This is a genomic window from Opitutia bacterium (assembly GCA_016217545.1).
Classification (GTDB): Bacteria; Verrucomicrobiota; Verrucomicrobiia; order Opitutales; family Opitutaceae; genus Didemnitutus.
Genome location: JACRHT010000012.1, coordinates 807,731 through 832,733, shown reverse-complemented (window position 1 = coordinate 832,733; position 25,003 = coordinate 807,731). Strand labels below are relative to the sequence as shown.

At 64.5% G+C, this 25,003-nt stretch carries 20 protein-coding genes and 14 tRNA genes; 9 read left to right on the top strand and 25 right to left on the bottom strand.

Features of this window, described 5'->3' with window-relative positions:
* Positions 1-130: 130 nt before the first annotated feature.
* The 18 genes from HZA32_10555 to HZA32_10470 all read right to left on the bottom strand — a co-directional run bounded on the left by HZA32_10555 (position 131) and on the right by HZA32_10470 (position 9,037).
* Positions 131-1,669 (bottom strand): RtcB family protein, encoded by a 1,539-nt coding sequence (locus HZA32_10555; protein MBI5424512.1) that lies wholly within the window; start codon positions 1,667-1,669, stop codon positions 131-133.
* Between the two features lie 22 nt (positions 1,670-1,691).
* On the bottom strand, positions 1,692-2,690 hold the full coding sequence (locus HZA32_10550; protein MBI5424511.1) for an AAA family ATPase: 999 nt from the start codon (positions 2,688-2,690) through the stop codon (positions 1,692-1,694).
* A gap of 268 nt (positions 2,691-2,958) precedes the next feature.
* The gene (locus tag HZA32_10545) at positions 2,959-3,660 is read right to left on the bottom strand and encodes a sigma-70 family RNA polymerase sigma factor (protein ID MBI5424510.1); all 702 of its coding nucleotides are present in this window, start codon (positions 3,658-3,660) and stop codon (positions 2,959-2,961) included.
* A 73-nt stretch (positions 3,661-3,733) separates the two neighbouring features.
* Positions 3,734-4,369, bottom strand: coding sequence for an HNH endonuclease (locus HZA32_10540; GenBank protein MBI5424509.1), 636 nt, complete (start codon positions 4,367-4,369; stop codon positions 3,734-3,736).
* Between the two features lie 152 nt (positions 4,370-4,521).
* Positions 4,522-4,595 (bottom strand) — tRNA-Gln (locus HZA32_10535).
* 257 nt (positions 4,596-4,852) lie between these two features.
* Positions 4,853-4,928 (bottom strand) — tRNA-Arg (locus HZA32_10530).
* A 194-nt stretch (positions 4,929-5,122) separates the two neighbouring features.
* Positions 5,123-6,562: a TROVE domain-containing protein gene (locus HZA32_10525; GenBank protein MBI5424508.1), complete on the bottom strand. Its 1,440-nt coding sequence runs from the start codon at positions 6,560-6,562 to the stop codon at positions 5,123-5,125.
* A 566-nt stretch (positions 6,563-7,128) separates the two neighbouring features.
* Positions 7,129-7,215, bottom strand: a tRNA-Leu gene (locus tag HZA32_10520).
* A 5-nt stretch (positions 7,216-7,220) separates the two neighbouring features.
* Positions 7,221-7,307: transfer RNA gene (locus HZA32_10515), tRNA-Leu, on the bottom strand.
* Between the two features lie 254 nt (positions 7,308-7,561).
* Positions 7,562-7,634 (bottom strand) — tRNA-Met (locus tag HZA32_10510).
* Positions 7,635-7,793: 159 nt separating this feature from the next.
* Positions 7,794-7,868 (bottom strand) — tRNA-Asn (locus HZA32_10505).
* A gap of 1 nt (position 7,869) precedes the next feature.
* Positions 7,870-7,943 (bottom strand) — tRNA-Val (locus HZA32_10500).
* Between the two features lie 148 nt (positions 7,944-8,091).
* Positions 8,092-8,167: transfer RNA gene (locus HZA32_10495), tRNA-His, on the bottom strand.
* A 7-nt stretch (positions 8,168-8,174) separates the two neighbouring features.
* Positions 8,175-8,250, bottom strand: a tRNA-Pro gene (locus HZA32_10490).
* A 323-nt stretch (positions 8,251-8,573) separates the two neighbouring features.
* Positions 8,574-8,648 (bottom strand) — tRNA-Ala (locus HZA32_10485).
* Positions 8,649-8,654: 6 nt separating this feature from the next.
* Positions 8,655-8,735: transfer RNA gene (locus HZA32_10480), tRNA-Cys, on the bottom strand.
* Between the two features lie 147 nt (positions 8,736-8,882).
* Positions 8,883-8,957 (bottom strand) — tRNA-Lys (locus tag HZA32_10475).
* A 6-nt stretch (positions 8,958-8,963) separates the two neighbouring features.
* Positions 8,964-9,037: transfer RNA gene (locus tag HZA32_10470), tRNA-Gly, on the bottom strand.
* A 925-nt stretch (positions 9,038-9,962) separates the two neighbouring features.
* Between HZA32_10470 and HZA32_10465 the strand changes: the two genes are divergently transcribed.
* Entirely contained in the window at positions 9,963-10,868 is a 906-nt protein-coding gene (locus HZA32_10465) for a LysR family transcriptional regulator (protein MBI5424507.1), read from the top strand.
* A 393-nt stretch (positions 10,869-11,261) separates the two neighbouring features.
* On the opposite strand, the gene HZA32_10460 is transcribed toward HZA32_10465, so the two are convergent.
* A complete protein-coding gene (locus tag HZA32_10460) occupies positions 11,262-12,125 on the bottom strand; it encodes a hypothetical protein (GenBank protein ID MBI5424506.1) in 864 nt (287 codons plus the stop codon).
* Between the two features lie 339 nt (positions 12,126-12,464).
* Positions 12,465-12,977, bottom strand: coding sequence for a hypothetical protein (locus HZA32_10455; GenBank protein ID MBI5424505.1), 513 nt, complete (start codon positions 12,975-12,977; stop codon positions 12,465-12,467).
* Positions 12,978-13,063: 86 nt separating this feature from the next.
* Between HZA32_10455 and HZA32_10450 the strand changes: the two genes are divergently transcribed.
* Positions 13,064-14,062, top strand: a complete 999-nt coding sequence (locus HZA32_10450) for a S8 family serine peptidase (GenBank protein MBI5424504.1) — start codon at positions 13,064-13,066, stop codon at positions 14,060-14,062.
* Here the strand turns inward: HZA32_10450 and HZA32_10445 are convergent.
* Both HZA32_10445 and HZA32_10440 read right to left on the bottom strand, forming a co-directional pair.
* Positions 14,059-14,952, bottom strand: coding sequence for an ImmA/IrrE family metallo-endopeptidase (locus HZA32_10445; protein MBI5424503.1), 894 nt, complete (start codon positions 14,950-14,952; stop codon positions 14,059-14,061). The genes HZA32_10450 and HZA32_10445 overlap by 4 nt on opposite strands.
* Positions 14,949-15,350 (bottom strand): helix-turn-helix transcriptional regulator, encoded by a 402-nt coding sequence (locus tag HZA32_10440; GenBank protein MBI5424502.1) that lies wholly within the window; start codon positions 15,348-15,350, stop codon positions 14,949-14,951. The genes HZA32_10445 and HZA32_10440 overlap by 4 nt, the downstream gene beginning before the upstream one ends.
* 198 nt (positions 15,351-15,548) lie before the next feature.
* Here HZA32_10440 and HZA32_10435 point away from each other — a divergent pair, with 198 nt between their 5' ends.
* From HZA32_10435 to HZA32_10415, 5 genes are read left to right on the top strand one after another with little or no spacing between them, the layout of a single operon-like run.
* The gene (locus HZA32_10435) at positions 15,549-16,040 is read left to right on the top strand and encodes a hypothetical protein (GenBank protein MBI5424501.1); all 492 of its coding nucleotides are present in this window, start codon (positions 15,549-15,551) and stop codon (positions 16,038-16,040) included.
* Positions 16,037-16,513, top strand: a complete 477-nt coding sequence (locus tag HZA32_10430) for a hypothetical protein (protein MBI5424500.1) — start codon at positions 16,037-16,039, stop codon at positions 16,511-16,513. Before HZA32_10435 ends, HZA32_10430 begins: the two co-directional genes overlap by 4 nt.
* Positions 16,506-16,976 carry a hypothetical protein gene (locus tag HZA32_10425; GenBank protein MBI5424499.1) on the top strand — a complete coding sequence of 157 codons (471 nt, stop codon included), beginning with the start codon at positions 16,506-16,508 and terminating at the stop codon, positions 16,974-16,976. Before HZA32_10430 ends, HZA32_10425 begins: the two co-directional genes overlap by 8 nt.
* 17 nt (positions 16,977-16,993) lie before the next feature.
* The gene (locus HZA32_10420; GenBank protein ID MBI5424498.1) at positions 16,994-18,343 is read left to right on the top strand and encodes a hypothetical protein; all 1,350 of its coding nucleotides are present in this window, start codon (positions 16,994-16,996) and stop codon (positions 18,341-18,343) included.
* 43 nt (positions 18,344-18,386) lie between these two features.
* Positions 18,387-18,617: a DUF2188 domain-containing protein gene (locus HZA32_10415; protein ID MBI5424497.1), complete on the top strand. Its 231-nt coding sequence runs from the start codon at positions 18,387-18,389 to the stop codon at positions 18,615-18,617.
* Positions 18,618-18,903: 286 nt separating this feature from the next.
* On the opposite strand, the gene HZA32_10410 is transcribed toward HZA32_10415, so the two are convergent.
* A tRNA-Glu gene (locus HZA32_10410) sits at positions 18,904-18,981 on the bottom strand.
* Between the two features lie 260 nt (positions 18,982-19,241).
* On the opposite strand from HZA32_10410, the gene HZA32_10405 reads away from it, so the two are divergent.
* Positions 19,242-20,267, top strand: a complete 1,026-nt coding sequence (locus HZA32_10405) for an SDR family oxidoreductase (GenBank protein ID MBI5424496.1) — start codon at positions 19,242-19,244, stop codon at positions 20,265-20,267.
* 19 nt (positions 20,268-20,286) lie between these two features.
* Here the strand turns inward: HZA32_10405 and HZA32_10400 are convergent, their stop codons facing one another.
* Both HZA32_10400 and HZA32_10395 read right to left on the bottom strand, forming a co-directional pair.
* Complete coding sequence (locus HZA32_10400) at positions 20,287-20,844, bottom strand: PAS domain-containing protein (protein MBI5424495.1); 558 nt, start codon at positions 20,842-20,844, stop codon at positions 20,287-20,289.
* 80 nt (positions 20,845-20,924) lie between these two features.
* Positions 20,925-21,629 carry a phosphatase PAP2 family protein gene (locus tag HZA32_10395; protein MBI5424494.1) on the bottom strand — a complete coding sequence of 235 codons (705 nt, stop codon included), beginning with the start codon at positions 21,627-21,629 and terminating at the stop codon, positions 20,925-20,927.
* Positions 21,630-21,800: 171 nt separating this feature from the next.
* Between HZA32_10395 and HZA32_10390 the strand changes: the two genes are divergently transcribed.
* A complete protein-coding gene (locus tag HZA32_10390) occupies positions 21,801-24,875 on the top strand; it encodes a TonB-dependent receptor (protein MBI5424493.1) in 3,075 nt (1,024 codons plus the stop codon).
* Positions 24,876-25,003 lie beyond the last annotated feature (128 nt).

Below are 25,003 nucleotides of genomic sequence, written 5' to 3'. Positions count from 1 at the left end.
GTGGCCCCGCCGCGCATCGTGATGCAGGCTGCGCGCGCGGCCCCGCGCGCCGCAAACTATTTTCCCAGCCGACGCTCTTTAGAAAATCCTGGGGGCTTGGCCTTCCTGGAAAGGACGCGCGTGGCCTTGATCAACTCGGATCCTTCGCCTCCTGCGCGCCCTCGCGACGCTCCGCGCGGTGGCGCGCCTGCTTCTCACGGCGGGCGCGAACCCACGGCGGTTCGGGAGCCTCGCCGGCCATGATACAGCCGAGCGGCTGGATTTCGCCGACGAGATGGGCGAGACCGTAGCGCGCGATCTGCGCCTTCACCTTCGCGGCGTCCTTGTAGCCGATGGGCGACTCGGAAAGGTCCGGTGCGCCGCAGAACCAACGGATGTCGAGGCCCGCGGTCAGCTCCGCCATCACCTGCTGCACGCGGGCCGGCTCGATGCGTCCCTCCACATCCTTGAAGGGACGCAGCATCGCCGAGCGCGACTGATTGCGGCCGGCCCCGTGTGGGCAGAACGAGAGGTAGTCGCGGTTGTCCGCGCCGAGGACGAGGAGGATTTCCTTCGCCATGTTGAGCGGGATCAGGCCCAGCAGCGGACGACCATCGCGGTCGCGCCACGCGGGCGTCGCACCCTTGCCATGCAGGAAGATATCGCCGCGCTTCCAGACGAAGTTGTGCTCGTTGCCGATCTGCACGAGCGCGCGCTGGCCGAGACGGCGCAGCAGCGCCTCGTGGATGAGAGCGTGGTTTTCGCGCGTCCAGCGGCCGATGTATTGCAGGGCGTCCCAATAGGCGAGGCCCTCGGGTGAGTCGCCCGGCAGCCACGCGGCGGCATCGGGGATGTCCTTGGCGTTTTCGTCGCACCATTTGCGCGCGGCAACCTGGCCGCGCTTGTAGACGTCGGCGCCGAGGCCGCGCGAACCGTGGTGCGTGACGAGCACGTTGAACTTCCCGTCGCGGCGCGTGATCCAATCGGACAGCTCGGTGTAGCCGGCAGCCTCGATCGCGGCGCGCTGCGCCTCGGTGAACTCGATGCGCCCGAAGTAAGCGAAGTGGTTGCCGTCGCCCTGCGTCCCGAGGAAATCGCGCGCGCGGCTCGTCAGACCGGTCAGGAACGGATTGTCCCAGACCGGCTCCTCGATGACTGGCGACGACCACTGATGGCCGCGCGGACGGCCGCCGGCGCCGAAATGCGTCACCTTCTGAAGATGATCCATCATTTCGCCGACCGGGTGGTTCGCGGGGAAGAAGGACGCGAACATCGAGCAGCAGATGTCCGCCGAGTGGGCGCCCGGAATGATCGCATTGGCGACCTCGATGGCACCGCCAACGGGAATCGTCGCGCGACCACCGCCCGCCGGACACGTGTCTGGCATGATGACGCCGCGCTGAATCACGGGCGAATGCAGGAGCTCGTGCATGCGCGCACGGGCAGCCGCGACGTTCTCCTGTTCGATCTCCGTTTCGACGTCGATCGCTTCCGCGAGCGGCGCCGGCTCGTAGCGCGGCAGGATGACGGGCAGCTGCTTCGGAAACTCCTTTTCGAGCTGCGCGAGGACATCCGCGCGCGCGAGCCCCGACGACTCAAGGTCGCGGGCGCGGCGCAGCGCCGGGCCCATGCGGCGGCCTTCGTGCCAGCCGGCAGCGACGAGATCACGAGCTTTGATTTCCATGTTCATGGGATGAATGCGTTATGTGGATTTAGGCAGTAAGGTGGGAGTGAAAACCGAGACGCCGCGGCGGCAGCGGTGCCGGCACGGGCGCCGGTTGGCCGTGGATGATCTCGGCCAACGTGGACGGCTTTTCGGGCAGCGGACGATGGAGTCGCGCGGCGAGACGGCGGGCCTGATCGAGCGGAAGCGGGCCGAACTCGCGCTGCGCGGCCAGGCGGCCGGGGCGCAACAGCGCGGGATCGAGATCGGCGAGCCCGCAATTGAGCGTGCAAACCACGTGAAGGCCCAGTGCGTCGCCCATCATGCCGTCGGTGAGATTCAGCAGGGAGGCGACTTTCTCGCGATTGTCGTCGGCCCGGCGCAGCAGGACGCTTTCGGCGTCCTCCAGAATGAGGATCTTTCGCAGCTTGGAGCTGCGGTTTTCATCGGCCCAGAAGTTCACGATATCGCCGGACTCGACCTGCATGAAGCGCGCAGCGGGCATGAAATAGAACATGTGCGTATCGCTCAGCCAGGAGGCGAGGGATCGCAGCAGCGTGGTCTTGCCGGTGCCTGGCGCGCCCGTGAGCACTGAGAGGCCGTAGCGGCGTTTGCCGAGTTCCGCGACCCAAGCGTCCGTCCACGCGGCGGCTCCGTTGCCGTAGTAGATTTCCACAAGATCGCGGTCCACGATTTGCTCTTCCGAGATCGTGATGCGCTGAACCTCGAGTGAACCATAGGCGTTGTTGAGGATGCCGATGCGTGGCACACCCTCGCGCACGGCGTCCGCGTGGATGAAACCGGCCAGCAGCTCCGCAAACAGCCGATCACACTCCACCGCGGTCGCGGCATAGGCGGCGAGCACGTGGCGCGGGTGATCCTCCAAGGTGTTTCCGTTCTGCGGCACGACCTCGACAAAACCGCCGCCCGGCCAGAAGCCGGCGACGGCGACGAGTGCGGGCGAAGCCGGATCAGCGGCGCGCTTGGAGTCGCCGTCGTAGAAACTGAGCCAGCAGCGTTCACCCATGTGCGCGGCGATGCGGTTCATGTCCCAGGCGAGTTTGGCTTGGCGGCCATGCAGCCAACCGCGCTCGAGAGCGGGAAGTGGATAGTCAACGCTACAGAGCGAACGGTGGTGATACACCGACGCGGGCGTGCTTGGTTTTGGGCGGAAGATTTTCACGGTATTGACGGAGAGAGGTGCGCACGCGCGAGCGCTTCAGGCGCACCAGCTTCAAAGGGAGTGGATTCGGGCGAATGGAGAGTTGGCTCATAAGAGAGGGCGCGCCGCCCCGTGCGGGACGGCGCGCGGAGGTTTAGGTTTCGTTGAGGAGGGTTTGCCAGAGGGAGAGAATGACGAAGTCGGCGCGCAGGCGTTTCTCGCCGGCTTCGCGCACTTGGCGGGCGCGTTCGCGGGAGACGTTCAGGCGCGCGGCGATGTCGTCGAGCGTCGCGTCCTCGAGGTAATAGAGGCGCAGCGCGAGCGACTGGTTCGCCGGCAGGCGATCGAGCGCCGCGACGACGGAGGCGCGCAGATCGGCGAGTTCGACACTCGTCGCCGGACAGGGCGTATCGGCGTCCGCCAGGTCGTCCCAGGCGAACTCGTCGCCACCGGCGTCCGCCGCGAGCGTGGTGCGCGCGGCAGCAATCGCGCGGATTTCAAGGCCAGTGGCGATCGCGAGTTCGTCGAGTGTCGCCTCGCGGCCCAATTCGCCGGCGAGCTGGGCTTGGGCGCGCGCCACGAGACGGGCGGCGCGACGCGAACGACGGGACACCGAATCGAGGCGGCGCAGTTCGTCGAGCATCGCACCGCGCACGCGCACGAAGCAGTAAGCGCGGATGTCGTCCTCGGAGCCGTCGACTTGGCCGAAGGCTGCGATGAGCGCGAGCTTGCCGGCCGACGCGAGGTCGTCGCGCGCGACGTGCAGCGGCACGCGGCGCGAGACGGTCGCGAGCGCGGTGTCGACGATGTCGAGGAGGTCGACGACGGCGACGGGGCTTTGGGCAAGCGGGTTCATGGGAGTGAAAGATCGCACACGGATCGGGAAGGAGTTCGGTGGGCCGCCGGACCGCTTCCCCACCCGCGTGCGATCAGAGAGCGAGGAAGTGGCGCCAGTCGGGATGCTTGGGCTCGCGAATTGCCGCCACCGCGGGAAGCGGAAGCGGAGCGCGCGGGCGCCGGATGAGTTGCAGGCCGGCCTCGTGCGGCAGGCGGTTGGCTTTGCGTGAGTTGATTTCGCGTTTGGCCCAGACGAGGTTTTCGAACGAGTCGCGGCCGCCGCGGTCACGCGGGATCACGTGGTCGAGATTGCCTCCACCTTTGCCGACGTATTCGCCGGTGTATTGGCAGACGCCGCCGTCGCGTTCGAAAATCGCTTGGCGCGTCACGCGCGGCATGCGCACGGGCATCCGGTCGAACTGCGTGGCGATGATGACGGTCGGCACACGGATCGCTTGGCGCGGCGTGTGCACGGCGAAGTCGAAATCGCGCACGGGCAGCTTCGTCCAGTCGCCCCACGCGAGCGGAGTCAGGTAGAGCGGGCGGTCGAAGTTCCAGCCGCCGTCCTCGAGTTTCGGGTAAGCGATATCGAGGCCGAGCGCCGGCGGCAGGCCGTCACCGCCGCCATTCAGCGCGACGAGCGCTTGTTTGACGGTGCGATGGCCGATGACCTGCCACGCGCGGTTGAGCGAGAGGACAATCGGTTTGTCGAGAAGGGAGATGTTCATGGAAAGGGATCTCCTGCTTCGGCCGCCGACGCAGCTGCGCCGGCGCGGTGTGTGTTCTTTTGCGAAAGAAAAATGGAGCTCTTCGCCGGAGTTGCGCCGGCCTTTGCGGTTTACGGGACCGCTGCATCGCTGACTATGCGTGAAGAGCAAATTGGCTGCCGGGGCACGACTCGCACGTGCATCGACGGGTTCAAAGCCCGTGGTCCTGCTGTTAGACGACCCGGCAGTGCGGAGAAGTGAGGTCCCGCCCCTCAGCCCGATCGGGCCGCGCACGTTAGCACCGTGTCCTCCGGCTTCCGGAGTTACTTCTCCCAATTGGTCCGCCCGCTTGGTATCGCGCCAAGGTCGGCCGATTATCGGTCGGCTGCTCTGCTTTTGAGCTACGAGCGGAAAGTGGCGGAGAGTGATGGCATCGCACCATTGTCGCTGAGCGGCACCACGGTTTTCGGGACCGCTTGAGGAACTGTCCTCGGCACTCTCCGTTGGTCCCCGCGGCAGGAGTTGCACCTGCGTCGTTCCGCTTAGAAGGCGGAAGCCTGAGCTACTCGGCCACGCGGAGTGGACCTCGCGGCAGGACTCTCACCCGCAACACCACGTCCGAAGCGTGGGGTGATCTATGTTTCCCCACGCGAGGATTGAAATTGGTCCCCCTGCCAGGACTTGCACCTGGACCTCGGCCTTCGCACGGCCGTGTGATGGCTTTTTCACCACAGGGAGAGAAAGCGGGACGGGAATGCAGCCCGTCCCGCAGAGTCATTCGTCGAGCGCCATCGCTTCGACTTCGCGCACGAGGGCGTGCGGGTCGTGGTCGAGCTTCTGCATGAGCTCGAACACGCGGTCGCTCCAACCGGCCAGGCAGTAGACGCGTTCCTGAGGAAACTGCATCGTGCCGTAACCTTTCAGATCGAAGCTGAACACCCGCGTCGTCACCGCGTGACGACGCTGATATTCGGCGAACTGCGAGACCGGCGCACCGCCGCCGATCCAGCCCTGCATGTCCGACAAGATCACCACGCGATCGTAGGCGCGGTTCGCGCGCTGGAAGATCGCCTGGAAGTTCGTGCCGCCGGAGATGAACGGGATACTCGCCGCCGCCGTCAGCGTCGTGTCGCGACGATTCAGCGAAACGTAACGCGCGTCATCGCTGAACAGCATCAGGTCGGCGCCCGTCGCCTTCACCAGCGTCGCGGCGAACAGCGAACCGATCTTCTGCGGGCGACCCACCATCGAGCCCGACGAGTCGAGCGCGACCAGCGTGTTGCCTTCGAATTTCGGCACGTTGACCAGCGAGTGATCCACGGCCGCGTTCAGCGCCTCCATCACGCGCGAGGCATGCGGCAGGTTGCCCTGCTGCAGCACATCGACCGCGGCGAGGAACTGGAACGGGAACACCAGCGAACGGCGAACGGCGCGCTCGTCGGCCAGTTGCGAGCAGAGTTCGTCCACGACTTCCGGCGCATGCGTCAGGATGTTGCGGACGTTCCGCAGCAGGGCGAGGTAGCCGAGCTTGCGCTCGCGCACCAGACCGGCCCAGGCGTTGGATTTCGCTGCAGCAACTTGCTCGCTGGACTCCGCCTCGCCCGCTTGCGTGAGCTGCGTTTCCCACGTCTGAGCCGGAGCGAGTTCGCCTTTGACGAGCTTGCTCAGTGCCGCCGTCGATGGCGGACGGACCAGGTTGACCGCATCGACGAGTTTGAAGGTCCCATGGTCGCGGCGGTATTTCGCGAGCTGGTGCTCGTCGAAACGCGCGAGCGCCGCGCCGAGACCTTTCTTGAGGGAATTCGGAACGGGGCGACCGTATGCACCGAGGTAACACGCGAGGATCTCGACGGCGTCATCGGGACGGCGGACGACTTGAGCGAAGAACGACTTGGTCCAACGCGCGCCCTTGACCGACTTGGCAAGATCGGCGGCCACGAGGTGGCTGACCGAGCGCATGCCGTGCTGGTGGCGCACGTAGAGCGCAGCTTTCGCGACGAAACGCGGGTCGTTGACCTTGTTCACGAGTTCGCGCACGCGCGCGACCGTCTGCTTTTCCGTGCAATAGAATTCGTCCTGCAGGAACGTCGTGAGCAGAAGCGACACGAGCTCGAGCTTCGCCGGCTGCACGAAGGCGGCGCCGCCCGCGAAGTTCACCGTGTTGGGCACGGTCGGCTTGCGCGACAGGAAGGGAAGAATGCTGAATTTGGCCATGATGGCTCCTTGTGGTTTGGTGGTTTTGCCGTGAATCACGGCGACGGATCGCGGGAGAGGATTGTGCGCAGTCAGGCCTTGCGGCCCTGAGTGCTCTACCAACTGAGCTACGCGCCAAAGCGCGGGCGGATTTGAACCGCCGACAGTTCAGTTCGAAGTAACTGCGAACTCACTGCCCGCGAAAAGAGGAGGGAGAAAAGTCGGCGCGGGATCTGGAGTCGAACCAGAGCACAGAGTGCTTTACCGAAGGAACCGTGCCTTCACTACCCTCAAGGGGACGGAGGAGAGAACCGCGCGCAGCGTTTGATGATTCCGCCATCGAGCCTAGCGGCCCGAGTGGGACTTGAACCCACAACTCTCGCCGGATCGGCGAGCGCGTTTTCCGAAGTATCCGCGTGCTCACTGCCTCCGAAATATTTTCTGGGAGAAATACAGGCGAAGCACCCTGGAGCCCTTCCCGTCCGAAGTTCGCACTTCGAACGGGCGCTCGTTTATTGCAGCCCATCTTGCCGGAGGGCACGGGTATCGTTGGAGGCGAAGTATCTTCACCCTCACTGCCCAGAAATTGGTCGGCGAGACAGGATTCGCACCTGCACGAGCTTTCACGCTCACGAGTTTCTGAGACTCGCGTGTATGCATTCCACCACTCGCCGAAAATTGGTGCGGACGGAGGGAGTTGCACCCTCACGAACTTGCGTTCACCGGCATCTCGGGCCGGGGCGTCTGCTAGTTCCGCCACATCCGCAGGAAAATTGGTCGAGACGGAAGGATTGGCTCGCGCATCGCGCTTGGCCCTACGGGCTCCGCCTGCGGCGGCCCGGTCGCGCTGCTACGCTCCCGCACCTCCGCAGCCCGTTCGGGCGGCGCGTTTACAGCGCGCTGCAATTGCTGTTGTTCGCCTCGCGCCCAAGGGGCGCCCGCTCGGCTCACCCTTCGCCCTGCTCAGGGCTGTCGCCATCTCCGTGCTACGCACTCTGTCTGCCACGTCTCGAAAAAAAGGGGCTCGGGCGGGACTCGCACCCGCAACCTTCTCCCTATGAGGGAGCTGCGCTCACTGCTGCGCCACCGAGCCGTGGTGGTCGTCGCCCCAGGCGAAGCTCGCCCCGCGAGCGGAGCGGCACACCGCAGGTGTGGGCGCAGCCCGAGTTTCGCGTTAGCGAAACGAGTCAATCGCACCTGGCCTTCCTGCATGTCGGGCAGGCGTGGTCACTCGCTCACTCGGCGACGAAATTGGCTGCCAAGGCAGGACTCGCACCTGCATCTCGCCGTTTAACAAACGGCCGCTCTGCTGTTGAGCTACCTGGCAATGGTGAGCAGGCACGGATTCGCGCCGTGATCTCCTCTGTGTGGGAGAGGTGTCTTGCTGTTCGACGACCCGCTCAAACTGGCGCTCGCGATCGGACTCGCACCGACTGACTTCCCTTCGACGGAGGGCTGATTGGCTCGCTGCGCTCGGGGCTTCGCCCTCCGCCTACGGCGGCCCCTCCTTCGCTGCGCTCCGTCGACTCTTCATCTCCGCGAGCAAAAGGTGGTCAGGTGGGCGGGATTTGCACCCGCTTCCCCGGCGTCACGGGCCGGTGCCCCGCTGACTGGGCCACGCACCTGATGGAATTGGTCGGGGCGACAGGATTTGCACCTGCGATCTCTCGGTCCCAAGCCGAGCGCGTTGGCTGCTACGCTACACCCCGATATAAAATGGGTGCGGGTGTCGGTGGAGCGAAGCGAAACGGCACACCGAAGGTGTGGGCCACAGGCCCGAGCCCGCGTCTGCGAGCGAGTCAATCGCACCGACGGCGCCGTGGCTTATGAGACCCGGCGGAAACCTCGTTCTACCCGCAGCAAAAAATGGTGGAGGCCCGCGGTTGCGCGCCGCGCTCTCGTGGGCTTCAGCCACGCGCCATCACTAGATCGGCCTGACCTCCGGAAAATTGGCAGGTCCTGAGGGACTCGCACCCTCCCGGTCGGACTTGGAAACCAACCCGTCCGCTTGGACATCTAGGACCTGAACAAATGGTGGAGCTGGACGGTTACGCTCCGTCTCCTCCGCGTTGCGGGCGCGGCGTGCTGCTATTAGCACCACAACCCCAAAGTCTGGACGCGACGGCGGGACTCGCACCCGCGTGATTCCGGTTTTGCAGACCGGTCCCTTCGCTGTTGGCTCGCGCTCGTCGCGCTCGGCCCTGAGGGCTCCGCCTGCGGCGGCCCGGTCGGCCTGCTGGCCTCCCGGGCACGTCGCGTCAGCCGCCAGCGCAGTTCCAGGTCGCTCGGCAGCGGAAGACTTCTCCGCGTGTCCGCCCTCGATGACTGACTGGTGGCAAAATGGTGGAGCCGGCGGGATTCGCACCCGCGCCATGCGGATTAAAAGTCCGCTGTGCTGCTGTTACACCACAACTCCTCAAGATGGTGCGCGCGCCGAGAATCGCACTCGGGACTGCGGACTGGCGGACCGCTGCGTTGCTCCTACGCCACGCGCGCAAAAATTAGCCCCTGCCGGCTCTGGCTGCCGGCAAGCTACCGAAAAGTCCGATGGGGCACGGCGAATTCTGGTCTCGGAAACACAACCAGCGCTGGTTCGAACAAAATGGTCGCCCCGACGGGATTGGCTCGCTGCGCTCGGCTCTGACGAGCCCAGCCTACGGCTGGCCCATCTCCGCTGCGCTTCGTCACACCCGCATCACCGGCTCGAAAGACCGGAATCCTGGCGTGTTAGACGACAGGGCGCATGAAATTGGACGTGCGGCCGGCCCCAGGCCGTTGAACGCCCATCCGGGCGCACCGCACGTTTCGCACGAGGCTACTGGGCCTCATGCATTCGCAAAAAAGAACACACACCGTCATCCCTCTCTCACTGCGCGGTTGCGCAGTATGGTTTGGATGGCCGCAGGATTTGATGCGGGCGTTGGCTGATCGAACTGGGCTCAGCGATGAAGCCGCTTACGGAATCTGGAAAAACGAGTTGATCACTCGGCTTCCGGAAGCGGCCTTTTCAGGCATGAAAAAACCCACTTCCGGGCGGAAGTGGGCCGCAGCAGACGGCTACAGTGAGTCCGTCGACGCTAGGTCACACCACTTCCTTGGTTCTCCTGGCTGGAATTCGGCCGATAATCGCCGAGTCGTTCCGCCAAGGGGTTCGTCGTCTTCGCGATAAACACCGCGCACGAACCTCGCCACTCCGGCTGCCGGAGGGCGGATAGTGTATGGTTGGTCGCGGGTTTCATGGCGGGTGAGTGACGAGAGTTGGTTCTACTAGGTTACAACGACCGCAGCCGGTGCGAAATCAAGGGGGTGGTTTCATTTTCCCTAATCTCGCCCTGCACCGCAGATCGAACGTGACGGCATCTTACCTGACCGCGCCGAGCCTTGCCACAGCAGCGTCCTCAGGATACCTGACTTAATAATCATGTTTGAGGATCTTTTTGCCAACCGCGGCCTCTCGTTCGATCGGCTGCGCGCGCTCCTCGAGGTGCAGGAGGCCGGCAGCATCGCCCAAGCCGCGCCCGGTGACCCCGTGCGTCAGAGTCAATACAGCCGCCAGCTGCGCGAACTCGCCGAGTTCTTCAACGTCTCGCTCACGCAGCGCCGGGGCAAGGAGCTGAAGCTCTCGCCCGAGGGCGAGCGGCTGGCAGGAATCACGCGGGCGCACTTTCAGTCGCTGCACGACCTGCGCCGCGAGTGCCTACAGCAAGAGGCCGATTACCGACTCGCGGCCGGAGACAGCCTCTTGCAGTGGCTGGTGATCCCGCGGCTTCCGAGAGAGCGCGTTGCCAAATTGCGCGTGCGTTTTTCGACCTTCAACCTACGGACCCACGACATCATTGCCCAGCTCTCGGATGGGCGCCTCGATTTCGGTTTGGTGCGTGCAGATGCCGTCACCGCCGATCTGGAGAGTGCCCCGCTGGGCACGCTGACGTATCGACTGGTGGTGCCGCGAGCCCTCGTGCCCGCGCCCCGCGCCTCGTTCCGCCAAGCCCTGACCTCGGTGCCTTTGGTGACGCAGACCGGCGACGGTCAGTTTTCGCAGCGCCTGCGCGAAATCGCGTCCGAAGCCGGCGGCGAGCTTCGTCCGCGTCTCACCTGCCAGTCCTTCCCTCAGAGCCTCGCCGCCGTGCGGGGCAAAGGGCATGGGGCGGTGCTGCCTGCGATCGCACTGCACGAGTTGCCGGCCGCGGAGGTGCGCGTGATCGATGCGCCTGCCTTGCGGCGGCTGGACCGCGCGATGGCGCTGGCGTGGCATCCGCGCGTGCTGCGGCTGCGCGGACAAGCGAGCGAAGTGCGCAACCTCCTCACCCGCGCCTTCGCGATCTAGTGGTGAACTTCTAGGTGGTTGCCTCTTTCCAATTGCCCCGAAGGCGCGACCTCTCCGATAGGGCGCGCCCCAAAATGCAGGCGAAACGGGATGCCCAAAAACGAAAAGCCCGCGACTCGCTGCCGATGGCGAACGGCGTGATTTGTGCCGTCGTTTTGCCAATGTTGCTGGCCGAAAATGGGCGATCATTTCACCGAATGCATTTTTTCCGGCCTAGGAACCTGGCTGATTCTGTGCCTCCGCCATGTAAACTGGCAGAATTAGTCGCAGTCTCATTCTAGAATCGTATTTCACCAACGATTCTTCTTTTGCACACTATCTCGGCCGGTTTTCGCCACGATGGTGCTCGCTACCCCAGAGCTTCCGGCGCCTACGGCCGCCCGGGAGCCTGGCTTAGCCCTCGGGATACATTTCCCGCTTACCAAAAACGACAATGCGGAAGTCCGTCCGGCGCTCGCCCCAACTGAGCAGCAGGTCTAGGAGCAGAACCAAGAACGGGAAGAGCAAGACGCCCCACCTCACGAAAAGGTCCACCCAGCCGGTCGACTGCGCCCACCCGTGCGTGCCGACGAACAGAACGCCGGCAACGGCACAGGGGAAGAAGTGCCCCATCCCAGCCATAAACCGCACGAAAAACTCCGACTCGGCTCGCATGTCAGGCTCGTCAGCCCACCCCATCAAGCCCACGCCGAGCCTCACCTCAGTCCCCAGAATCGAAAACAAATGCGCGTAATTCGGATAGCGATCGTCCCTCCCGATGAGCAGAAAGGACGGACGCGGGTGTGCATCAGGCGCCCGGCGCAGCCGGTTCCACGCTGCCCGCGGGAGGAACGGGAGCAGATGCCCGAACTCGTGCGCGAAAACGTAGGCGTAAACGATAGGCGGAAGCAGGCCCACCCAAAGGGCGAGCGAGGCGGAGCTCGCGACGCCCTCCCATCGCCAAAACCGCTCCGCGTTACGCAGGTAAGCGAAGACGAAAACACCCGCGAGCACAACGAATGCCGCGCCCAAGACCAGCGCCCAACGCCAGAGAAGACGTTGCCGAAGCAAGCGCCCGAAGCTCACCTTCTGCCCTATAACAGGGAGCGCATCCGCTCGATTGATCGAAGATTTCATGTGACGTATGAGTGCAATACCGCGGCACGCCGCGGGTTGGCGACCTCGCACGGCGATGTCGTCGGCCTTCCGCTTGCCGTGTTTTTGCCAGAAGGCCAGAATGCCTCGTGCCAGAATGAACGGCCAGAGGCTAGCGGACATATGCAATCGTGCGAGAAGCTCATGCCAGATTGATCCGCCTATATTCCTTTTCTTGCCAGTTGATCTGCCACACGGCTCGACAAAGCCGTCCGCCCAGGGGCGGCCACGTCAACTTTGATGCCTTCGCCGAATCGGATACTGCGGCTTTGGGGCAGGCGAGCACGACGTCGTCGCGCAAGACAGCTCGGTTTTTTGGAATGGTAGTGGTGCCTCCGCACGCCGCGCCTAACCTGAAGTCCAGAGACCGCCGAAGCTATGGTGAGGACGACGTGAAGCGCTAGGGGCAGTGTGGCGAAATTGCTCGCGTTCAGTGGATGCATCCGCGCGCTCTCTCACAGGCTAAGCCGGTGAACTCAGATCCGGGAATAAAGCACGGAACCGCGCAAGCGTCTCGTCCAGCTGGACCGGGAACTTAGGTCCGGTGGCCAGCGCGCGTGCCTCAGCGATTACTGCGAGACATCGCATGTCGCGCCGGTCAGCGAGAATTTCGCCCTTGGCGAAGAGAAACGCCGCTCGGAAATGTGCCAATGTGCGCAGGCTCAGCGCGCGATCGATCGCGGCTTCCGCTTGGTCGAGCAAATGCAACCCCCGCAAGGCCTGCGCCTGTCGATGCCACCAGTGCGCCTCGCGTTCCGCGTCGTCGACCCGAGCCAGAATCGCATGGGCGCCGCTAAAGTCCTCCAACAGAATCAAACACTCAGCGTGCATCGTAAGGTGAAACCCATTTGGTGTATCCACTTGTTCATAGTAGCCCAATGCACGTTGGCACCAGCGCCGAAGGCCATCTAGATCAGATCGGTTCTCCTTATGCGCCTTGCCGACAATTTTGAGGCATTCGCCGATATCGAACATCTCCGGATCTGCGGGGTCGACATCGTCGGGTCGGGGAAAGCTCACTTCGGCTACGAGCTGTAGCAGGACCAGCGGGTGGTGGTAGCGTGCTCGGCATCGTTGTAGGCTCGGTGGCGCAGATGGACCTCGCCCCGCACGGATCTAAGCGCGGTGAGCCGTCACCATTTTCCCGTAATGGCCCCGGCCCTAATTATGTGATCAAGCCCGACCTCGTTCACCTCGGCGGCAATATCGGGCATGCAGGCAGTCCCGTCCATGGCGTGACCTCGTTGGATGTGCAGCCCCGTTTGATCGACAGTCTTGGAACCAGTTTCGCGACCCCGTTGGTTTCGCGGCAACTCGCCCATATTTTTCACTCGATCACCCCGGCGCCGTCGGTGACCGTCGCTCGCGCGGTCCTGACCCATTGCGCACGAGACCTGCGCACGCGCCAGCGCGTCCCGGACGGCGAGGATCACTATTTTGGGTTCGGCACGCCGCTCGGAGTGCGGGCCGCCCTTGAATGCACGCCCTCCGCCATGACACTGGTGTTCGAGGAGCACTTGCGGCCCGGTTATTTCTTGGAGTGGGACGATTTTCCGTATCCCCCTTCGCTTTCTACGAACGGCCGGTATCGGGGCGAGATTGCCATGACGCTCGCGTTTCCGCCGATGCGCAACGGCGACTTCGGTGCGGAATACTGCGAGACCCACATCGACGCTTCCTTCGGCGTGTTTGTGGATGGCGACGGCGAAGAGAACTTCAAAGGTCAGGTGCCTGTTGAACACTCCCGGTCCAGCGAACTCTACGAATCCTATCAGGTGAAGCACCTGCGGAAATGGGCGCCGGTGCGGACCTACTACCGGCTGTTGCCAACCGGCGTGAAGGGGAAACGCTGGCGCCTCAAGGTCCGGTTGCTCTGCCGTCACGACGTCAATATCGCGATGACTGCGCCGCAACCTTTTGCTCTGATCCTGACTATCGGGGATCCCGCCCAGCGCGCGCCGGTTTACGACGAAATGGCGCGGATTCTTCACACCCGTTTTCACACGCAGAATCTTACTCTGCGGCCGACGGTGCGCATCCAGACCCAGAGCGGGGCCTAGTTCACGCGATTCACGATGGTGATGCGCGATTTCATTGCCTCACCGGGTGGCAGCATGAAGACGAAGCTGTTGTAGGTATTGTTGAAGAAGTGGTAGTTCAGCTGGAGGCTCGGCACGCGAGCCGTCGGCAGCGTCACCGTGCCCTCTTCGTGAAGGCGACGACCGCGCAGGATATCCTGCACGAAAGGATGCTGAGAGTCGCACACATCGGGCACACCGAGCCGACCGAAATCGTCGGTGAAGGGTGGAGACTCGAAGCAGTTGCGGACCGGCATCGGACAGGTCTTGGTTCGAGTCGCCGGGGGATTGAAGACGAGGAGGGCGCAGCGCTTCGGGCACCGTTCGACATAGCGGCGCGCGGTGGCATGCACGGACCCACCGAACTGCTCCGCGAGCACACGGACGGAGCTGAACGACAATGGGAGTTTTTTCAGGGCCTCGTCGAAGCGCTCCAGTTGGAACAGGGCTGCGGAGGCGAAGAAGCTCGCCTCGCGTTCGAAAAGTTCCGGCGCCTCGTGGCTAATGGTTTTCTCGTCGTCGCTGTAGCTGAGGTTGATCGCCTGCCAAGGCAGGACATCGTGGCCAATCTCGTGCAGTTTCACGAAGGCCTTTCGTGACGACGACATCGAATGGTCGAGATAAATTTTTCGCTGCCGACGATCAATCACGCCGAGAATCTTCCGCAGCGCGCTCGACAGATGTTCAAGTTGTCGGGGTAGAAACCCCGGATCGATCGTCCGCAGATCAACGCCTCGGTCGATCGCCAGCTTGCTGTAAGCAGCGATGTCGTCGACCGGCGTCGGAAATTTGCCCCATGCCTTGGACTCCCGCAGCAGGTTCCGAACGATATGTTCGACCTCTGCGGCCGACTCCAAAGCGGGCGCTCTCATTTAGTTTTTTGTTTCGAACGCAGGTAGCCGAGGTAATCGAGCAGTTGCGCGGCTTCCTCATCCGTGAGCTGCGCTTGGCTGTAAAGGGCCGCGCCGGCTTGAGAGAGCTGCGCTTGGCTGCGAAACGCCGCGGCGGCCAAGGTGCGCGGCTCAGTGGCGGCCTCTGCTGCACGTTTGATGTAGCCAGCATACTCCATCAACAGCTCGTAGGGCACGTCGTAGAGCGCGGCTAGCTTGTGGAGGAAATGGGGCGAAGGCTTCTTCACTTTGTCGTTTTCCAACTGACTTAGGTAAGCGTTCGAAATGCCTGTCACCTCTTCGACTTGCCGTAACGAGAGGTTACGTGCCTCTCGGGCTGATTTAAGGCCGGAGCCGAGTGATTGCGCGGTGGTGTCCATGGGAGAGCGGGTAGGAGGGAAAAATTGCCGTATCAATAACCTATCAGTTATTCGCGGCTTGTTCAAGCGGCGCGTGGTATTTTTATCGGTTGCTTAGCAGTGCTCACTTTCTCAAGCGATTGTGCTTGATTTAGTGAGCAGCGCTCATACTCGTGAGTGCCAGGAAGCCCAGAACGGACTTCTGCAACTCGTAAGAACATGAATAGAGACATCCACATCAGCGGAGAGGGTAACCCCACTCCTGTTTCAGTGCCGGCCAAGGCGACGCCGGCCGAATTGCTCGTCGCCGCTCAGCAGGCCGGCATCATCTCCGCCGACGCAAAGGTTGAGGAAGTCCTCCTCTTCGCGGCGGACGAGGACGAGCCCCTCACGCCGGAGCGGTTCAAAGAGCCGGCCAAGGAGCGCCTCCGGATCCACTGCCACCGCTGCCGGAAGATCGAGGTCACGGTGGTGTTCAACCTCAAGCGTGCCACGAAGGCCTTCGCCCCCAGCGTGGGTGTCCGACGGGTCCTGAAGTGGGCGCTGAAGGAGTTTGGTCTCACCGGTGCCGATGCCGAGAACAAGGAACTGCGCCTCGGTGACGCCTCCGGGCAGTCGATGAGCGAGGAGGCGGCGATCGGCAGCTACGCTCGCTTCCCGAAGTGCGAGGTCACTGCCTATCTCGCCGACATCTGCCAGGTCCAGGGATGAACGCCGTCGCTCCAGACCTCAGCCTCTTCCAGTCGCACCTGGAAGAGGCCCCCTTTGTCGCGGGAACCGATGCCGGCCGTTGGGGGCTGCTGCCTGACGAGGATTTCGGACGATGGCCGCATTGCCGCATCTGGGTTCGCAGCGACCCCCGCTTCACCGCCGAAGGCCGTGTCGCGCTGCGTTTCAACCTCGACGACTACCCAGCAAAGGCTCCGACCGCCCAACCTTGGGATACCGTTGCCAACGCTCCGCTGCCAAAAGAGCGGTGGCCGCGTGGTTCGGCGCATGTAAACGCCGTGTTCAATCCGAACTGGAATACCACCGCACTCTACATGCCCTGCGACCGCACGGCGATGAGTGGGCATGACGGATGGAAGCAGACTTTCGCCCAATGGTGGTGGACACCGAAGCACACGATCACGGCTTACCTCACCTTTGTTTTCCGCACCCTCAACCCTGCCGCCGATGAGTGAACCGGTTTCCATCTCGTATTGGCGTTGGTGCGCACTCGTCCGCGACCTCCGGGCCCGTGGGGCGGGCGAGCGGGAAAGCGGCGCGTTCCTGTTGGCTCCGCCCGACAGCCTGCGGATCGCCGCGCACGTCTGCTACGATGATCTCGATCCCCACGCGCTGGACACCGGCATCATCGTATTTCAAGGCTCCGGCTACACTCGCCTGTGGCAACTGTGTGAGTCCCGCCAGCTCCGCGTGGTCACCGACGTGCACACCCACCCCGGAGACTGGACGGGGCAGAGCCACGCGGATGAAACGCATCCGATGGTCGGCACTCCCGGCCATCTGGCCCTCATCGTGCCCCACTTTGCGCGATTCAACACCTTCTCTCTCCGCGGCGTCGGCATCTACCGTTATCGCGGCAATCACCGCTGGCAGGCCTGCACTGATCGGAACCCAGCCTTTCACCTCTCTCTCCTGTGAAAACTTCCTTACCGACCGTGGACAATCTCAACCGCCTCGCCAAGGCGGGCATGCAGCGCCATCGCGTTGACTATGCGAAGGCGCTTTCGCTCTTGGAGGAGCTACGTTTCCACCTGATCTGCCCGCCGGCGGCGGCACGACGCGCCGAGTATCAGGCTGCTTTGCTCACCGCGGTAAACGCGGGCAAACGTGCGTTCTTGGGCGGCGTCACCGCCCAAGTTCCTGAAGGCATCACTTGCATCCTGCCCGGCTGGCAGGGGCAGCCTCTTTCGTGCGTCGCCCACGCCTTGGGGGCAAGCGTGGTGACCGAAAGACCGGACGCCAACAAGACCGTGTGGTTCGGGGAGGCGCTCACGTCCCGAGAAGACGACTTGGTTCTGCTGGCTGATGGCTGGCGCGGTGGATTTGTCCCCGCCGGGTTGGCCACCTCCTTTGCGCCCGGTGAAGGCTTCGCTCTTGGCGGTGTGCTCGCCGCCGGCATCACGGTCGCTCGTTGTTTTCTCGATGTTGCGGGCCTCGCTTTGGGAGTGTGTGACCGCCCCTTCGGCCTCTCTCTATGGTCGCCCGCGCAATCTTGGCTGGACTCGCGTGCCGCTGGTCCAGCGCTGACTCGTCTGCCGGAAAAAGTTTGGCTGCTGGGTCTCGGGCATCTCGGCCAAGCCTATTTGTGGACCCTCGGTTTGCTACCGTATCCCGCCCAGTCCCAAGCGCTGCTTTTCCTCCACGACTATGACGTCATCACGTCCGGCAACTGGAGCGCGGGGCTCCTGTGCGAACCAGCCGTAGTGACGGCGCTCAAGACCCGCACGTGCGCCGCTTGGGCGGAGGCTCGCGGCTTCCGCACCAAGCTGATCGAGCGAGCGTTCGACGCCAACACCCGCGTGAGCGACGACGAGCCTCGCATCGCTTTGTGCGGTTTTGATTCGGCCACCGGCCGCCGTGACCTGGAGGCTGCCGGCTTCGATCTTGTGGTCGAGTGCGGCCTCGGCTCTTCGCTCGACCAGTTCGACCGGCTGCTGCTGCACACGTTTCCCGACGCAAGCAAGCACCCCCGGGATCTTTGGCCGGAAACCGCGCGGCCCGAAGCCAGTGACTTCGATCCCGCCCTGTTCGGAGCCGAACTCGAGGAAGGTGAATGTGGCGTCGTTCTCGAAACGTTGGCACGGAAGCCGATTTCCGCATCCTTTGTTGGAGTCACCGCTGCCGCACTCGTCGTGGCCGAACTTCTTCGGGGCCTGCATGGTGGCCAACGATGCGAATTGCTACGCCTGCACCTGCGCGGCGACGACTCGCTGGGATTCGCTTCAAGACCGGAACTCTATCAACGGCGGCACGCCGCCAACGGCACTTTGCGGCCGGCTGCCTGATGTCCAGGCGGCAGCCACATCAAAACCAAACCAAGGAAATACCATGGATCGCTACGATCTAAACCACGACGGTGACAGCTGGAAACTGCAGAAGCAGGGCGGTGAACGCGCCTCGAAGGTCTTCGAGGGCCTGACCAAGGAGGAGGCCGTGCGCGCCACCTCCGACTTCATGCAAGACCACCCTGGTTCGGTGCGCATCCACAAAATGGATGGCACCTACGAGGAGGAGCGCACCTATCCGCGCAGCGCCGATCCTCGGCAGAGCCCGGGCTGATCTCGCCCTTGAACGGTGGCGGTCGTCGTCGCGACCGATGGCCGCCAATTCATCGTCAGGGACCTGACCTGCCAACCTGACTTTCTCTGCTAATGAAGCGCCAAGGCAGGATGGACTCCACGTCATCGACCAACTTCGTCTTAAACTACAGTGCGCGTTGCCACTGCCTAGGGCAGAGACCGCAACTCGTGCCAAAGTATTTGGCACTATTGGCATGACGAGGTTAGTGACGGATCACGTCACTAACCCCGCCATTCGCCAGCCGAGTCGCGGGCTTCGCCAAAATTGGCGTCCCCACGGGGATTCGAACCCCGGTTCTCACCGTGAAAGGGTGGTGTCCTGGACCGGGCTAGACGATGGGGACGTAGCTCGGATTTGCGTTACGCAAAAAACGGAAGGGCGAAAGTAGGACCAGCCCCCCCTCGCGCAAGGATTTTCTCGCCAAACGCATCGTCGCCCACATCCGCGCCTTCGCATCGCGTCAAAACTCACTGGCAAGGTGCAGTTTATCGCCAGCTCAGCCGGATCGCACCTCACCCTTCCCGGTTGTCCCAAATACCAAACGTTGCCGCCTCCCGTCGTCGCCCCCAGCGTTTCCGCCGCACACTCTGGCCACAACTCCGCATGAAAATCCTCTTCGTCGGCGGCTCGGGCATTATCAGCCGCGCCGTCGCCCAACTCACCCTCGCGGCCGGACACGAACTCTGGCTGCTCAATCGCGGACGCCATACCCCGGTCGCGGGCACGCGCACGCTCGTCGCCGACATCGCCGATCCCGCCGCGACCCGCGCCGCGCTCGAAGGTCACACGTGGGACGTCGTCGTGCAATGGATCGCCTTCAACGCCGCCGACGTGCGCCGCGACGTGGAACTCTTCGGCGGGCGCACGCGCCAGTATTTTTTCATCAGCTCCGCCAGCGTCTATCAAAAGCCGCCCGCCCACTACCTCATCACTGAATCCACCCCGCGCGCCAATCCGCACTGGGACTACTCACGCAACAAGATCGCCGCCGAGGAGGAACTGGAAAAAGCCCACCAAGCGTCCGGCTTCCCCGGCGTGATCATCCGCCCCTCTCTCACCTACGGCGACGACCAGATCCCGCTCGTGCTCAACTCCTGGCTGTTCCCCTGGACCGCCATCGACCGCCTGCGACGCGGCGCACCCGTGATCATCCCGGGCGACGGCACCTCGCTCTGGACGATCACGCACAACACCGATTTCGCCGCCGGCCTCGTCGGCCTCTTTGGCAACCCGGCGACGCTCGGCCACGCCTTCCACATCACCTCCAACGAGGCGCTGCCGTGGAACCAGATCTTCCAACTCACCGCCGAAGCTGCGGGCGTGGCTCGCCCTCGCTTCGTGCACATTCCGTCCGACTTCATCATTTCCTGCGTGCCGGCCACCGAGGGCACACTCCTCGGCGACAAGGCCGTCTCTTCCGTCTTCGACAACACCAAGATCAAGCGCTTCGTCCCGGGCTTCGCCGCACGCACCCCTTTCGCCCAAGGCATTCGCCGCACGCTCGCCTGGTTCGAAGCCGATGCCGCGCGCCAGCAAATCGACACCGAGGCCAACCACCGCTGGGACCGACTGACCGCCGCCTACGAATCCGCACTCGGCGGCGCGCGCGCCCGCTTCCTCGCCGGCTGAGCGAGCCGGGCGACGCGCGCTACGCGAGCTTCCGCTCGCGCGCGACGAACCACAGCGGTGCACCCGCGTCGTCGAAAAACGGGCTCATCCGCACCGCGACCCGATAGAGCGAACCGTTCTTGTGGTAATTCACCAGCTCCACGTTGCAGGCGACGGCGGCCCGTTGCGCCTCGCGAAGCTGTTCGACCGCCGTGCGATCGGTCTCGATGCCCTGCAGCAATTCGCCGGGCTTGCGCCCGCGCAGCTCGTCGAGCCCGTAGCCGCACAGCGCCGTGAACGACTCATTCACCCACTCGATGCGGCCGGACCGGTCGGTCACGACGAACGCCTCGCGCTCGCGTTGCTGCGGCAACGCCTCCGCCGCCGCGAGAATGCGGGCCTTCAGCGCGACCGGCGGTGTCTCCCCACGCCGCACGACGGACGTCGTCATCGCGATCGCCGCGTCCTGCAACGCCGCCACGTGCGCCCCGAGTTCCGCGTCGAACGCCGCGATGACCTCAAAGCTCTCGCGCTCCGCCGCACTCATCGTGCCGGAGACGAACTGGGCCGCGCGATCCTGGAGGAGGTCCGAGAGCACGGGTCCATCGAACACAGGCGTCGCCGCGCCAGTCAAAACCCGATTGCCCACCACGACGGCATCGATCGGGCCGCGAGCCGTCAGTTTTTTCGCGCCGCAGCCGTCGCCGCTTCCGTCCGCACGCGCTCGAGCGCCGCGCGCACTTCCGGCACCGTGAGAAAATCCTTCGTCAACCGCTCGCCGAGCAACCTCCCCGCAGCGATGTCGCTCGGATAATGCACGCCGCCAACCACGCGCGACCAAGCGACGAGCTGCGCTCGCTCGTAGAGCGCCTCGCGTTTCTCCGGAAAAATCTCCGCCAGCAATCCCGCCCACACGAACGCCATCGTCGCGTGCCCGCTCGGATACGAGCCGGTCGCCGGCAACTCGATCGCCGCGCGCACCGCCGGATCGAGCAGCGGCGGACGTTTGCGCGCCCAGAGTTCCTTGCCCTTGGTCGAAATCGCGAAGCGGTCGGCGCGCACTTGCTCAAAAAACTCCGCCGCGAACGGCAGGTTGGCCGCGGTGAACCACGGCCCGATCACCGCGTCGTATTGAAAAACCGTGTCGCGCACGAAATACGCCGCCAGCGCCACTTCCTCCGGCGTGCGCCGCGCCTGCACGGCGCGCACGACCGTGAGATCAGCGAGCGTCGTCAGCGAGTCGTCGGCCGGTGACGGCGGGATGAGCGCGGCGACGTCGTAGGCCTCGGCCTTGAGGTAACGCCCGGCCACCGGCGCCGCGACGAGTGCGAGCGGCAGCAGCAGCCAAACGAGCGAAAGAAGGAGCGCGCGGAGATTCTTCATGCGTGAAACGGCGCTACCGAAGCGCAGCCGCACCCCGCCGCACAAGACCGAACCGGCCGCGCTGCGTGACGATCGCGTGGCGGCTGCGTTACGTCGGTGAAGATCGCGTGACGCGGGCTCATTTCGTTTGAGCGGGGCGAAACAAAACGGCTTCTCCGCGGCCGGTCGCCTATGAAACCTGCACCTCGTCCGTCCCCTGCCCTTCCACTCGTTCTCTCCGTCGCGTTCGCGCTTTTCGCGAGCGCCTTGCCGCTCGTCGCGCAAACCGCGACGCCGGGCAAAGAGACCGTCAAACTTCAGGAGTTCGTCGTCACCGGCTCGAACATCCGCCGCCTCGACATGGAGAAGATCGCGCCGCTCACCGTCATCGATCGCGACGCGATCGAGACGCGCAACGCCGTGCTGCCCGTCGACCTGCTGACGTCGTTGCCGTCCGTCGTGAATCTGCCGGAAAACGAAACGCGCCTCGGCTCCTCCGGCGCGCGCGGCGACAACGCCAACATCAATCTCCGCAACCTCGGCGCCACCGGCACGCTCATCCTCGTCAACGGCCGCCGCATGGCGATCAACCCGATGACCGCCGGTCTCTCGCAAGCGGTGAACGTCAACCAGCTGCCGACGCAGGGCGTCGAACGCGTCGAGGTGCTGCGCGACGGCGCGTCCGCGGTCTACGGCTCCGACGCCGTCGGCGGCGTCATCAACTACGTGCTCCGCCGCCGCTTCGCCGGCGCCGAGTCCTCCGTGCACGTCGGCCTGCCCGAGGCGGGCGGCGGCGAGAACTTCGGCACGTCGTTCACCTTCGGCACGCCCTTCGCCAACGGCAAAGGCCAGCTCTTCGGCACGGTCGAGGCGCTCTACCGCGAACCGATTTTGCTCTCCGACCGCGATTTCAGCCGCACGTCGAACCAGGCCGACCAAGTGCCCGCGCCCTTCAACACGCTCGGCGGCGTCTTCGACGTTCGCACCGCGCGCGGTTATTATCCGACGTTCCGCATCGGCTCCGGCACCGCGAGCAACTACCTGCGCCTCGTCAACGGCGTGCCGACGCTCAGCAGCTCCGCGCCGACACGCACGGGCAATCCGGAATTCTTCCTCGACCTGAACTCGTTCGGCTGGTCCGCCCCGCGCGTGCGCCGCGCCAACGCCTTCGTCTCCGGCGAATACGAACTCACGCCGCGCGTCACCGTTTATGCCGACGCCGCCTACTACAAGTCGCGCTCGAACATGGTGCGCCAGCCGCTCGCGCTCAACGCGCCGACTTCCGACAAGCTCGCCGTCCTCTCCGTCGACAATCCCTACAATCCCTACGGCTCCGCCTTCTACAGCCCGACCGGCGCCCCGCGCGCCGACGGCGCGCCACGTCTCACCGGCGATCCGCGCACGATCAGCCTCGTCTCCGTCACGCTGCCCGACCTCGACCCGGAAAACATCGAGACCGAAGCCGACGTCGTCCGCCTCGCCGCCGGCGTGAAGGGCTCGCTCGGCCAGACTTGGTCGTGGGAAAGCTCCGCGTTCTACAACGAGGTTCGCGGCAAGGATAACGCCTACCCCGACGTCCGCGAAAGCCTGCTCCAGCAAGCCCTCGCGCGCACCGACGCCAGCGCCTACAATCCCTTCGGCTACACGTTCAAGGTCGAGGGCGGCGCGGTCGTTGTCGACAAGCCCTACACGAACCCCGCCGCGGTCGTGAAGTCCTTCTCCGAAATCTACACGCGCTCGGCCACGAGCTCGATCACCAGCGGCGACTTCCGCGCCACCGGCCGCGTCGTGCCGCTCTGGGCCGGCGATCTCATGGTCGCGCTCGGCGGCGAGTATCGCAAAGAGGATCTCGCCGACACGCGTCCGGCGCTCAGCGGCGAAAACGGCGCCGCCTCCGGCCTCGATCCGCTCGACAACGATTTCCTGCTCCACCCGCCGCGCCCCGACGTGTTCGGCAACCGCAACGTCACGAGCCTCTACTCGGAATTCGCGCTGCCGCTCATCGCCGAGTCGCAACAGATCCCGCTCGTGCACACGCTCGAACTCACCGCCTCCGGCCGCCACGAGCGCTACAGCGATTTCGGCAGCACCACGAAGCCGAAGATCGGCCTCAACTGGCGCCCGGCCTCGTGGCTGATGCTGCGCGGCTCCTACAACGAAGGCTTCATGGCGCCGAGCCTCGCTGCGCTGTTCACCAGCCCGCGCTGGTCGATCACCGCCGGCGCCGGCGACATCGATCCCTACCGCAACCCGGTCACGAACGAGGGCGCCTACGTGCAGCGCACCTATTTCGGCGGCAACCCCAACCTCCGCGCCTCCGAGTCCGTCGGCAAAACTTTCGGCGTCGTGATTGACGTGCCCGGCCTCCAGGGCCTCAGCGTCAGCGCCGACTACTGGCACATCGAGCGCACCGATCTCCTCGGCCAGCGCAGCGTCACGCAGATCCGCGACTCCGACGTCGCGCTCCTCTCCGCCTACACCAAGGCCCAACTCGCCGCCGGCAAAACCATCGGTCAGATCGACCTCGGCAGCGGCACGGCCGACTACAAAGGCGACCCCGACGTCGTCCGCTTCGCGCTCACCGCGGAGGACATCGCGACCTTCGCCACCTACAACGCCGCCAATCCCACCGCGCCGGTCGCGGCCGCCGGAAAGATTTTCTCGGTCAACCGCCCGTTCATCAACATCGCGAGCAGCGAGGACGCCGGCGTCGACCTCGGCCTGCGCTACGACCTGCCGCCGCTCGCGATCGGCCAATTCGCCTTCCAGAGCGACTGGGCCTACACGATCAAATCCCTCTCCACCTCCGCGCCCGCGAATCTCGCGCCGACGATCAACGACAATCTGAACACCGACGGCGTCGCCCGCTGGCGCGGCACGACGAATCTCATGTGGCGTCGCGGCGCGTGGTCGGCCGGCCTGGCCGCCTACTACTACGGCGCGACGCAGGACTCCGGCGCCACGACGACGGAAGCGCTCTACGAATCGCTCGGCCGTCCCGAGTATATCGCGAAGCAGTTCACCGGCGGCCGCTTCGTCTACCGCTACGTCACGAAGCAATCGCTGAGCTTCAACGCCACCATCGGCTACAAGTTCGGCCCGCACGCCTCACCGCTGCTGCGTCACACGAAGGTGCGCCTCGGCATCGTCAACTTCACCGACGAGGCTCCGCCGCTCGCCACCGGCGGCTTCGGCTACAACCCGTCCGTCTCGCAAAACCTCGTCCCCGGCCGCACCTGGACGCTGGACGTCACCCGCACCTTCTGAGCGCCGCACATTTCGAATCTGCGTTCATTTCACGGTAGCCCGCGACCTCCGGGCGCGGGTTACTCCCTCAACATGAGAAAACTCCTCCTCTCGTTCAGCGCTCTCGTCGCCGCCAGCTCGTTGCTGGC